Source organism: Clostridium sp. (assembly GCF_030532265.1).
Taxonomy (GTDB): domain Bacteria; phylum Bacillota; class Clostridia; order Clostridiales; family Clostridiaceae; genus Clostridium.
The window spans coordinates 1-12,540 of record NZ_JAUNLM010000056.1 but is presented as its reverse complement, the minus strand read 5'-3'; the positions used below and the strand labels follow the sequence as shown (position 1 = coordinate 12,540).

Sequence of the window (12,540 nt, the reverse complement as noted above, 5' to 3'; positions counted from 1 at the left end):
AGCAGTTTATGCAGCAGTACCAACAATTTATTGTAGAGATAATAAATAATTTTTAAAAATATTAGTTTAAGTAGTTTATTAGAACAAACATATAATTTATTAGAGAAAAGGGGAAAAGAAAAATGGCTATAATGGAAAAATATATAGAAAAATTAAACAGCTTAAAATTTGATGAAATGTATAATAATGATTTTATGTTAACTTGGGAAAAATCAGATGATGAATTAGAAGCAGTATTTACTATTGCAGAAGCTTTAAAGGATTTAAGAAAACATAACATATCACCAAGAATATTTGATAGTGGACTTGGAATATCATTATTTAGAGATAATTCAACAAGAACAAGATTTAGTTTTGCATCAGCTTGTAACTTATTAGGATTAGAAGTTCAAGACTTAGATGAAGGTAAATCACAAATTGCTCATGGAGAAACAGTTAGAGAAACTGCCAATATGATTTCATTTATGGCTGATATTATAGGTATTCGTGATGATATGTTCATTGGAAAAGGTAATACTTACATGAGAGAAGTATCAAAAGCTGTAAAAGAAGGACATGAAGATGGTGTATTAGAACAAAGACCAACACTTGTTAACTTACAATGTGATATAGACCACCCAACTCAAGCTATGGCAGATACACTTCATTTAATTAATGAATTTGGTGGAATTGAAAATCTTAAAGGAAAGAAAGTTGCTATGACTTGGGCATATTCTCCTTCATATGGAAAACCATTATCAGTACCACAAGGTATTATAGGATTATTAACTAGATTTGGTATGGATGTTGTACTTGCTCATCCAGAAGGATATGAAGTAATGGCAGAAGTTGAAGAAGTAGCAAAAGAAAATGCTAAAAAATCAGGTGGATCATTTACAAAAACTAATTCAATGGAAGAAGCATTTAAAGATGCTGATATAGTATATCCAAAGAGTTGGGCTCCATTTGTAGCTATGGAAAAACGTACAGAATTATATGCTCAAGGAGATCAAGAAGGTATAGATAAATTAGAAAAAGAATTATTAGCACAAAATGCTAATCATAAAGACTGGGCATGTACAGAAGAATTAATGAAATTAACTAAGGATGGAAAAGCACTTTATATGCACTGCTTACCAGCTGATATAACTGGAGTAAGCTGTAAAGAAGGAGAAGTTGATGGATCAGTATTTGATAGATACAGAGATCCTCTATACAAAGAAGCAAGCTTTAAACCATATATTATTGCAGCTATGATTTTCTTAAGTAAAGTAAAAAATCCACAAGAAGTTTTAGCTAAATTAGAAGCACAAAATAAAATGAGAGAATTTAAGTAAGAAATAAGTCATTTAGGCTCTTATTAAATCAATTAAAAAAGAATTAGTAAGGGCCTAAATTTACTTTTAGGCTATAAATTTTAAATGGTATCAATTAGGGGGATAATTTATGAAAAAAATAGTAATAGCATTAGGCGGAAATGCATTAGGAAACAATTTAGAAGAACAAATGGTATCAGTTAAATCTACTGCTAAAGCAATTGTGGATTTAATAGAAGAGGGAAATCAAGTTGTTGTATCTCATGGTAATGGTCCACAAGTTGGTATGATAAATATTGCTATGAATGAATTTATTAAAAATAATCCTAAATATACTGCTTGTCCAATGTCTGTATGTGTAGCAATGAGTCAAGGATACATAGGATATGATTTACAAAATAGTATAAGAGAAGAACTTTTAAATAGAAATATAAAAAAGGCTGTTTCTACAGTAATTACTCAAGTAGAAGTAGATCCTAATGATAAAGCTTTTGAAAACCCAACAAAACCAATTGGAAGCTTTATGACAAAGGAAGAGGCTGATATTGCTATAAAAAATGGAGAAAAAGTAATAGAAGATTCAGGTAGAGGCTATAGAAAAGTTGTTGCTTCACCAAAACCAGTAAGTATTGTAGAATTAGATACAATTAAGGCATTAGTTGAAGATGACCAAGTTGTAATAGCTTGCGGTGGTGGCGGAATTCCAGTTGTAAGAGAAGGAAATAGCTTACATGGAGCAAGTGCTGTAATAGATAAGGATTTAGCAAGTTGTACTTTAGCTAAAGATTTAGATGCAGATTGTTTAATTATTTTAACAGCAGTAGAGAAAGTTGCTATAAACTTTGGAAAAGAAAATGAAGAATGGCTTGAAGATGTAAATATTAATGATATGAAAAAATATTTAGATGAAGGTCATTTTGCTCCAGGTTCTATGAAACCTAAGGTTGAAGCGGCTGTTGATTTTGCTGAATCTAAAGAAGGAAGATATTCATTAATTACCCTTCTTGAGAAAGCTAAGGATGGAATAGAAGGAAATACAGGAACTAGAATAAGAAATTTATAAACATTGATATAATATACATGTTTATGTAAACGTATAATATGTATATTAATTTATGGGGGGACTCTTATGCAATTAAATGAAAAATCTTTACTTTTCCAATTTAATGGAAGACCAAGTTTAAAAGAAATAATACCATTAGGGCTACAACATGTTGTAGCTATGATAGTAGGATGTGTTACGCCAGCAATTATAGTAGCAGGTGTATGTAATTTAGCACCAAATGATAAAATATTACTTATTCAAACATCACTTATATTTTCAGGAATTGCAACTTTAATTCAATTGTTTCCTTTATTTAGAAAGATAGGTTCAGGACTTCCAATAATAATGGGTGTTAGTTTTGCTTATGTACCAACTTTAACAGCGATAGCAGGTGAATTCGATATAGCTACTATATTTGGTGCTCAAGTAGTAGGTGGAGCTGTTGCTATTATATTTGGTATTTTTGTTAAGAAATTAGCCAAATTTTTCCCGTTAGTAGTAACAGGAACTGTTATATTTTCAATAGGATTATCACTATATTCTGTTGCTATTAAATATATAGCAGGTGGTGCTGGAAGTCCAGATTTTGGATCACCAAAAAACTGGGCAGTAGCCATGATTACTTTAGCAGTAGTTGTTTTTTTAAATCATTTTACAAAAGGTACATTAAAACTTGCTTCTATATTAGTTGGAATAGTAATAGGTTATATTGTTGCATTATGTCTAGGAATGATTTCATTTGATTCAGTTACTTCTGCTGGATATTTTGCAATGCCAAAATTTATGCATTTTGGTATGACATTTAATGCTACAGCGATTATTTCCATGGTTATAATGCATATTGTAAACTCAGTACAAGCTATTGGAGATCTTTCAGCTACAACAGGTGGTGGTATGGATAGAATGCCAACAGATGAAGAATTATCAGGTGGTATAATTGGAAATGGAGTATCAAGTATATTAGGATCTTTCTTTGGATGTATGCCAACAGCTACATTTAGTCAAAATGTTGGTATTGTAACTGTTAATAAAGTTATAAATAGATCAGTATTTGTTTTTGCATCTATAATAATTATTATATCAGGTATAGTACCTAAGTTTTCAGCTATATTAACTAGTATACCTCAATGTGTACTTGGAGGAGCAACTTTATCTGTATTTGCAACTATAACAATGACTGGTGTTAAGATGATTTCACAAAGTAAACTTACTAACAGAAATGTTGCAATAGTTGGATTATCAGTTGCACTTGGTGTTGGTATAGTACAAGTTCCTGATTCATTAGCATTATTCCCAAGTTGGGCTATTTCTATATTTGGTAAATCATCTATAGTTGTAACAACATTAGTTGCTATATTTTTAAATTTAGTTTTACCAAAAGATAAGGAGGAAACAACTCCAGAAAAAGATATAGAAAGTGCTGAAGAATTTGAGAAAGAACTTGAAGAGGAAAAAGAGAAAGTTATTCAAAAATAAAAATTAGTTTACATTTTAAATATTAGGTGTTAGTAAAGTGAATTGAATAACTTTCTAACACCTATTTTTATAAGAATAATTAATTATCAAGGAACTTGAAATATGAAGAATATATTTTTAACAGGAATTAGTGGTTGTGGAAAAAGTACTTTAATAAATAAAATATTAGATACTTTAAAAATTAAATATAGTGGTTATAGAACAAAACCTTATTTTATAAAATATATAAATAAAGGTTTTTACATGGAAGGTTATATAAAATCTAAGAATAACTTCAGTCCTATTTCTGTAAAATTTGAAAATGAAAAACCTATTCCTATATTAGAGACATTTGAAGTTTTAGGGTGTGAAATATTAAGAGAAAGTATTAAGTATTCAAATACAAAATTAATACTTATGGATGAAATAGGTATATTAGAAGATGGCGCATTAGAATTTAAGAAGGAAATTATAAATTGTATTGAATCTAAAAAAATAGTATTAGGAGTTATTAAAAAGAAAGATAATAGTTTTTTAAACTATTTAAAGAATAGGGAGGATATAATCGTTTTTGATATAGAAAATAAAAATAATCAACAATTAGATGAAATATATTTTTATATTTTAGAAGAAATAAAAAAATATATGGGAAGGTGATGAGTATTATGAGGAGATATAAAAAGTTTACAGCGTTATTATTATGTATGATATTTTTTATGGGAGTTTTAGGTGGATGTAGCAGTTCTTCTAAAGATAATAAAGAAAGCAAAAGCAATATTGTAGTTACTGATGCTTTAGATAGAAAGGTTGAAATAAAAGGAACACCACAAAAAATTGCATCATCTTATTATATATCAACTGCTTTATTAGTTTCACTTGGAGTTCAAGATAAGTTAGTTGCAGTAGAAGGAAAAGCTAAAACTAGAGAGCTTTATAAAATGGCAGCTAAAAATATACTTGATTTACCATCAATAGGAAATGCTAAAAATATAAATGTTGAAGAAATTGCAAAGCTTAAAGCTGACTTAGTTATAATACCAACAAGATTAAAGAATTTTATTCCTAAACTTGAAAAACTAAATATACCAGTAATAGCTATTGAGCCTGAAACATTAGATGGTTTTATTAACACTGTAAATGTTATTTCTAAGGCTGTAGGAAAAGAAGAAAGAGGAAAAGAGCTAGTTGATTATTATAATAAAACTATAGATAAGGTAAAAGATTTAACAAAGAATATTAAAGATAAAAAATCAGTTTATTTATCAGGAACTAGTAATGTACTAAGAACTTGTACAGGAAAAATGTATCAAAATTATTTAATAAATACTTGTGGTGGAATAAATGTAACATCAAATTTAAAGGATGGATATTGGGCTAACATATCAGTTGAAGAGCTTATAAAATATAATCCTGATAAAATTTATATAGTTGAATATGCAAAATATTCAAAAGATGATGTTTTAAAAGATAAGAGACTTCAAGGTATAAAAGCTATAAAAAATAAACAAGTATATGTATTCCCATCAAAAATAGAACCATGGGATTATCCAACACCTAGTTCAGCACTTGGTATGTTATGGACTGTTAATAATTTATATCCTGAAGTATATTCAAGTAAAGATTATGAAAAAGCAGCAAAAGATTTTTATAAGAAGTTTTATGGTATTGAAGTAAATAAGGAAGACATAGGTTTATAATGAAAAAGCATAAAAAGATAATATATATAACAGTATTATTTTTACTTATATTTATTACTTTATTTACAGGTAGATATAAGGTTGATTTAAAAGATATTATAGTTAATTTTAGAGATAGCCAAGATTTTATGATTTTATTCAACATAAGATTACCAAGGTTAATTTTAGTTGTTATAAGTGGAGCTGCTTTGGCTTTGGCTGGAATGGTATTTCAAAATATATTCCAAAATCCATTAATTTCACCAGATGTGTTAGGATTAACCTCAGGGTGTTCATTAGGAGCTGTTATTGCAATACTTTTTATGGCAGCAAATCCTATAGCTATACAATTAAATTCTTTTGTTTTTGGAATTTTATCGGTAATATTTTCATTAGTCTTAGCTAAAAATGTTAAAGAAAATAGAATGTTAGCTTTAGTTATATCAGGAATTGTAACAGGTGCATTGGCATCTGCTCTTATAATGGTATTTAAGTATTTTGCAGATCCATATAAGGAATTACCATCAATAGAGTATTGGCTTATGGGAGGTTTTCATAATAGTACATGGAAAGATGTTTTTTATGTACTACCAATAGTTGTAATTTGTGTGATTGCAATAAATTTAATTAAGTGGCAATTAAAGGTTGTTACTATGGGGGATACTCAAGCTAAACTTTTAGGTGTAAATTTAAAAAGAATTAGAATATTAGCTATATTATTTTCTACATTACTTGTATCTTCAGTAGTTTCTGTTGCCGGTATAGTTAGTTGGATTGGACTTTTAGCTCCACATATAGTAAAGCTTCATTCAAGCAATGATATAACAAAAACAATATTTTTAACTCTTTTAATGGGAGCAATTTTACTTCTTGTAGCTGATACTTTGGCAAGATCAATAAGTAGTACAGAAATACCTATAAGTATATTAACATCTTTAGTTGGAGCGCCATTTTTAGTGTATCTTATTAACAAAAGGGGCGATAAAAATAGAATTTAATGATAAGTTAATATTAAAAAATTTAAATGTTAATTATGGAAGTTTAAAAGTTTTAAAAGATATAAATATGATTTTAAAGCCAGGTGAAGTAAATACGCTTATAGGATTAAATGGAGCAGGTAAAACAACTCTTTTAAAATCTATATGTGGAATATTAAATAATGTATCTGGAGATATATTTTTCAATAATATAGATTTAAGAAAATTAAAAGATAAGGAACGAGGAAAAATGATATCTTTTATTCCTCAAAATATTCATAGCAATCAGGATTATTCGGTAGAAGATATAGTTACTATGGGTGTTACTCCTTATTTAAGCATGTTTGAAATGCCGTGTAGTGAACATTATGAAAAAGCTAGGGATATTTTAAAAGAATTGAATTTATATCATTTAAAGGATAAATGTATAGGCGATTTAAGTGGTGGTGAAAGACGTATGGTTTATTTAGGGCGCGTACTTATGCAAAGAAGTAAAATTGTACTTTTAGATGAACCAAATACATTTTTAGACTGCGTAAGGCAACATGATTTATTTAAGTTTATGATAAAGTTAATTAAAGAGAAAAACTTAATATCGTTATTTACATTACATGATATAAATTTAGCTCTTAGATATAGTGACAAAATATATATATTAAATGAAAATACAATTACACAAGTTATAGATTGTAGAAAAGAAGGGTATCAACAAAAACTTATTAATGAGCTAAGAAGAGTTTATTCAAAGGATTTTTCTATAATGGAAACAAAAGTAGGACCGATGCTTATATATTAAATAAAAATTACCTCGTAACAATTTAAGGTTACGAGGTAATTTTATTAATAGTGAACTCTTATAATCCAAAATTTCATATTTTTATCACTCCAACCTAAGTCCCAAGGAACGTCATTTCTATCAGTGTTATGACAAGTTACTAAAGGATATCCTTTAGAATCTAATCCTGTAACTACAGAAACGTGTGTAATATCACCTTTTTTTTCGTATGCAACAAAATCACCTGGTAATAATTTAAATGAGAGTTTATAAACATTTTCATAAGTTCCTCTAGCAATTAAGCTAGCTCTTCCGCTATAAAGCATATAATTAGTAAATGTTCCAGCATTTATCCAAGGAGCTGTTGCACTTCCTTTTTCATCATAATTCCAAGTACGATTTTTAGAAAATTTTCCGCCTTCATATAAGATTTGAGAAGCAAAATTTGCGCAATCTCCACCTTCAGCATTAAAGTCTCTATAATTTTTATTATATATTAATCCAAGTTTAGTATCATGAGCTAATCCACAATATTCTTTAGCATAGGCAATTGCACCTTTTCTTTTTTCATTAAGATTAGAAAGATTTCTTGGAACTTGATTATTAATATATTTAGTTATATCGTTGGTTTTTAAAGATTCTAATTTTAATGAGTCTGCAAATGGATCTTTATACCATTCTTTAACAATTGACCATTTATTATTTTTTCTAACTATTTTAAGATAGTGATATGTTCCTATTTTAGATTTATTTATTTCCTTGGGAATATCTTTATAAACATAGTTATATTCTGTATTACATATTATAGCAAAGGAAGCTTCATCTTTTTTTATTGTAGATTTTTTTATTAGTATTTTTGGCTTTATAAGAGTAAATTCAACACCTTGTTTCTTAGCCCAATTATCTATATATTTAACTTTTTTTTCTTCGTATTCATATGCCCATTTTCCATACTTAGTTGATGTATCATATAGAGATTCTATTCCTTTTAAATCTTTTGTAAGTGTCCCTTTACTTCTAGTTAAAAATATATTTTTAACTAATTCATTCATTTCTTCTTTAGATGGCATATTTTCTAAGGAATTATTATCAGTTTTATTAAGGTCATCTTCTAAAAGTTTTGAAAAAGTAGTTGTATTATTTAATTTGTCTTCAATTAAGGAAATATAATTTTTATTTTCATCAGTTAAAGGAACTCCTTCAAACCAATTATCAGAAGAATTATTGTTTGCAAAGTACTTAGCTTTTAATATTATTTCAGGTCTATATTCAAAGTGAAGTATATCAAAGTATCCCCACTTTCCACCCCAAATAAAATTATTATCTTCAAATATTTTAACTAATCCTCTTGGATATTCAGATAATCTTTTTTCACCATTTTCTTTTGAAGTCCATTTCCAATAATCTCTATCATCACGTTTTAAATCAATAGCTATTCCATAAGAATGAGGACTTAATCTTGAAGTGCCTGATATAACTCTATAATTATAAGTTCCACTTGCAGGATATAATATATTATTTATATCAGTTCTTGTTTTACCAAGATTTATTGCTTCTCTAAGAGCATTTTCTAAAGATTTATTTGCATTATTTTGTTTATTGAATTGATAATTTGGATATCCATATTTTAAGTTAATTAAGTTTTTTTCAATAGAAGCTTTAGAGGAGCCATAAACTTCATTTAAGAGGCCGTAATGTCTTATTCTACCAGGATTAAATTCTTTAGATATAGTATCAGTTTTATCAAGTGGATAAACTTGTTCTAACATATCTTGTATATCAGGATTATTAAGTTTTTCATTTGGAGATTTTTCTTTTTTATCATCATAAATTATCTTTTTACCTGATTTTAAAATTAAATAAACTTTATTATCTTTAAGCTCTAAATCTTTTATATATCCTGGATAAGCTAACATTATAGATAATATGTCTTGTTTCATTTCTGTTAAATAATCTTTATTTTCTGAAGCCTTTGGTATAAGTTCAATGCTAAGACTAATGGATAAAAATAAAATAAATACTCTAAAAATTTTCTTCATATTATTACCTACCTTTTTTTAAAAGTATCAAAAATAGTTTAACCTTAATCAAATATTTTTATATATGGTAAAATAATAATAAAGTTAAAAATTATAGATGGAAGAGAGAAAAGATTATGAATTTACAAAATGTATATGAAGAATATAACAATGCGAGTAAGGAATATATAAATTTAATTAATAATATAGTTAAGGATGATTTAAAAGAATTTAATTATGAAACATTAGTTAGTCTAAAAGAATACAAAGAAAAGTTTGAAGTTTTAATGGAACGAGCTAGTGAAATTATAACAGGGGATGAAAATGAAATTAATTTAAAGGATTTAAAATATTTAATTTTAGATACAATATTTTTATCTTCAGATCTTATGTATTTTTATGATCTAAAAGAAACTGAAAGATTTAAAATGAGATTTGCTAATTTTTTAAATAAAAGAAGAAGAGCAGAATTTGGCTTTTAATAAAATATATATAAAGAAATTATAATATGAATAAATAGATTTTAAATTGAAAATTAATAATATAAAGTAATTTAGGGGGATTTAAATGAATGCTATAAAACACTTTAAAACAATAACTAATCATAAATTATTAGTTATGAAATATTGTTTTAAAATTGGACTTTATAAGCAAGGAATACTACATGATTTATCAAAATACTCATGGATAGAATTTAAAGCAGGAATAAAGTATTATAAAGGAATTGAAAGTCCAAATGGTATACAAAAGAAGGTAGAAGGGGTGTCTACTGCATGGTTACATCATAAAGGAAGAAATAAACATCATTTTGAGTATTGGATAGATTACGGTGTTAATCCTAATGATGGATTACAGGGAATGAAAATGCCTAAAAATTATGTAGTTGAAATGTTTATTGATAGAATGAGTGCTTCAATGAATTATCAAAAGAAAAAATATACTGATAAAAGCGCCTTAGAATATTATGAAGCAAGAAAGCAATATTATTTATTACATGAAGATACTAGGATTTTATTAGAACTTCTTTTAAAGAAATTAGCTAATGAAGGAGAAGATAAAACTTTAAAATATATAAAAAATGTAGTTTTAAAAGATGATTTTTTAGTTTAATTTTACAAATAAATTTATTTTTTAGGAGATATATTTATGAGATATGGTATACTTTCCTTTATTTAAGGAAGCTTTTAATTATTTTAATGAAAATCCTTATAAATTTAATTGCTATCTTGATAATATATGTATATATAAATGGGAAGATAACACTTGGAATTTACATAAAGAGTTTATTATAAAAAATAAATTTAAATTTTAAAAATAATTTAAATATGTTTTTTTATTACCGTAAATTATGTATAATAGTATAATCATAATTTAGGGGGAACAGCATGAAATTATTTTTAAAATCGTTATTAGGAATATTATGTATTTTATTAATATTAGTTATAGGTTATGTTATATTTATGATTGTATCTGATTACAGACCAGAAGCTGAAGAAAAGGTACAAATAGATAATAATCAAAAGAAAATATTAGAGTTTAAGAAAGAATATACGTTAACAACATTTAATGTTGGCTATGCAGGAATGGACAAAAATGTTGATTTCTTTATGGATGGTGGTACTATGTCAAGGGCCATAAGTAAAGAAGCAGTTTTAGAAAATTTAAATGGCATAGAAAATATAATGAAAAATTTAAATTCAGATTTTTATTTTTTACAAGAATTAGATAAAAAAGCAACTAGAAGTTATAAAGTAAATGAATATGAAAGTATAAAAGATAAATTCACAGATTATAGCACTTCTTTTGCAAAAAATTTTGATGTGGCATGGGTTCCGCTTCCATTAACACATCCACATGGTCAAGTTTTAAGTGGAATAATGACTATGTCAAAATTTGATTTTAATTCAGCAACAAGATATGACTTACCAGGGAAAGAAAGTTTCTTTAGACAGTTAGGTGATCTTGATAGATGTATGTTAGTAAATAGAGCAAAACTTTCAAATGGCAGAGAACTTGTTTTAATAAATGCACACCTTTCAGCTTACGATAAAGGTGGAAAAGTTAGAAAAGTACAATTAGGATTTATTCAAGATTTTGTTGTTAATGAATATAAAAAAGGAAATTATATAATTCTTGGTGGTGACTGGAATCATGAACTTCCAGGAACTAATGCATTTAATTTTAAAACAACAGAGTCACATCCAGATTGGCTTCAAAAGATACCAAATAATTTTGTACCTTCAGGTTTTAAGATTTATGCAGATAAAGATACACCAAGCAATAGAACTGTTATGAATCCATATGTTGAAGGTAAAAACTTAAGATCAGTAATTGATGGATTTATGGTGTCAGATAATATAGAAGTTAAAAGTGTTAATGGAAAAGATTATAATTTTAGATATAGTGATCATAATCCAACAACACTTACATTTAGTTTAAAGAAATAATATAAATAAAGAATATAAAGTTTTATAAAACTTTATATTCTTTATTTTTTTAGTTAATTAAATATTAAAATAAATAAGTTAGAGTAGAATATATTATGAACATGTAAAAGTGTTGATAAATTCAATGAGTTATTATATAATAATTATTATTAAATAGTAATTTGGAAGGTGATAAAATGGAAAACAAAGTTTTAGAAGTTGGAATGATGGCACCGGATTTTTCTTTAATGGGTTCAGATGGAAAAGAACATAAATTAAGTGATTATAAAGGAAAGAGAGTAATACTATATTTTTATCCAAAAGATAATACTCCAGGTTGTTCATTAGAAGCACAAGATTTTAAAGCTCATCATGAAGCATTTTTAAATAAAAATACAGTTATTTTAGGTGTTAGTAGAGATTCATTAAAATCTCATGATAAATTTATAACAAAATATGATTTACCATTTATACTTTTATCAGATGAAAATGAAGAAGTTTGTAAGTTATATGATGTTTTAAAAGAAAAGAATATGTTTGGAAAAAAAGTTTTTGGAATTGAAAGAAGTACATTTGTTATAGATGAAGATGGAAAAATTCAAGATATTTTTAGAAAAGTAAAAGTAAAAGGACATGTTGAAAGCTTATTATAAATTTATAAGGTTTAATTAAAGTTAAAAAGCTAAGTAATAAAATTAAATTTTATTACTTAGCTTTTTAAATAATATTATAATAAAATGGATTATAATAAGGGTATATTTTTCTATTAAATTTATTAAAAATATATAAAATCGTAAAAAAATATTAATTTTATTATTATTTATAGAAAAATATATTTATATATGTCCTTTTTTGATATATACTATTAGTGGT

At 26.3% G+C, this 12,540-nt stretch carries 11 protein-coding genes and 2 pseudogenes; 11 read left to right on the top strand and 2 right to left on the bottom strand.

The features are described 5' to 3' along the window. The first annotated feature begins 122 nt into the window (after positions 1-122). From ygeW to Q4E08_RS10165, 7 genes are all read left to right on the top strand, one after another. The gene (ygeW, locus tag Q4E08_RS10195) at positions 123-1,316 is read left to right on the top strand and encodes a knotted carbamoyltransferase YgeW (RefSeq protein WP_303130700.1); all 1,194 of its coding nucleotides are present in this window, start codon (positions 123-125) and stop codon (positions 1,314-1,316) included. Positions 1,317-1,425: 109 nt separating this feature from the next. Then, positions 1,426-2,358, top strand: a complete 933-nt coding sequence (gene arcC / locus Q4E08_RS10190) for a carbamate kinase (RefSeq protein WP_303130698.1) — start codon at positions 1,426-1,428, stop codon at positions 2,356-2,358. A 66-nt stretch (positions 2,359-2,424) separates the two neighbouring features. Continuing rightward, positions 2,425-3,816, top strand: coding sequence for a uracil-xanthine permease family protein (locus Q4E08_RS10185; RefSeq protein WP_303130697.1), 1,392 nt, complete (start codon positions 2,425-2,427; stop codon positions 3,814-3,816). 102 nt (positions 3,817-3,918) lie between these two features. After that, positions 3,919-4,452 (top strand): nucleoside-triphosphatase, encoded by a 534-nt coding sequence (locus Q4E08_RS10180; protein WP_303130695.1) that lies wholly within the window; start codon positions 3,919-3,921, stop codon positions 4,450-4,452. An 8-nt stretch (positions 4,453-4,460) separates the two neighbouring features. Continuing rightward, positions 4,461-5,492, top strand: a complete 1,032-nt coding sequence (locus Q4E08_RS10175) for an ABC transporter substrate-binding protein (RefSeq protein ID WP_303130692.1) — start codon at positions 4,461-4,463, stop codon at positions 5,490-5,492. Beyond that, on the top strand, positions 5,492-6,469 hold the full coding sequence (locus Q4E08_RS10170) for an iron ABC transporter permease (RefSeq protein ID WP_303130690.1): 978 nt from the start codon (positions 5,492-5,494) through the stop codon (positions 6,467-6,469). The genes Q4E08_RS10175 and Q4E08_RS10170 overlap by 1 nt, the downstream gene beginning before the upstream one ends. Next, positions 6,432-7,244, top strand: coding sequence for an ABC transporter ATP-binding protein (locus Q4E08_RS10165; RefSeq protein WP_368410189.1), 813 nt, complete (start codon positions 6,432-6,434; stop codon positions 7,242-7,244). Before Q4E08_RS10170 ends, Q4E08_RS10165 begins: the two co-directional genes overlap by 38 nt. A 44-nt stretch (positions 7,245-7,288) precedes the next feature. Here the strand turns inward: Q4E08_RS10165 and Q4E08_RS10160 are convergent. Together Q4E08_RS10160 and Q4E08_RS10155 are read right to left on the bottom strand one after the other, a co-directional pair. After that, positions 7,289-8,287: pseudogene (locus Q4E08_RS10160) on the bottom strand (amidase domain-containing protein); the annotation flags it as partial. A gap of 78 nt (positions 8,288-8,365) precedes the next feature. After that, positions 8,366-9,262 (bottom strand): annotated as a pseudogene (locus Q4E08_RS10155) (M15 family metallopeptidase); the annotation flags it as partial. A 116-nt stretch (positions 9,263-9,378) separates the two neighbouring features. Between Q4E08_RS10155 and Q4E08_RS10150 the strand changes: the two are divergent. From Q4E08_RS10150 to Q4E08_RS10135, 4 genes are all read left to right on the top strand, one after another. Continuing rightward, positions 9,379-9,723 (top strand): hypothetical protein, encoded by a 345-nt coding sequence (locus tag Q4E08_RS10150; RefSeq protein ID WP_303130688.1) that lies wholly within the window; start codon positions 9,379-9,381, stop codon positions 9,721-9,723. An 85-nt stretch (positions 9,724-9,808) separates the two neighbouring features. After that, complete coding sequence (locus tag Q4E08_RS10145) at positions 9,809-10,351, top strand: DUF5662 family protein (protein ID WP_303130686.1); 543 nt, start codon at positions 9,809-9,811, stop codon at positions 10,349-10,351. Positions 10,352-10,626: 275 nt separating this feature from the next. Further along, on the top strand, positions 10,627-11,688 hold the full coding sequence (locus tag Q4E08_RS10140) for an endonuclease/exonuclease/phosphatase family protein (protein WP_303130685.1): 1,062 nt from the start codon (positions 10,627-10,629) through the stop codon (positions 11,686-11,688). A 176-nt stretch (positions 11,689-11,864) separates the two neighbouring features. Then, positions 11,865-12,320, top strand: coding sequence for a peroxiredoxin (locus Q4E08_RS10135; RefSeq protein WP_303130683.1), 456 nt, complete (start codon positions 11,865-11,867; stop codon positions 12,318-12,320). Positions 12,321-12,540 lie beyond the last annotated feature (220 nt).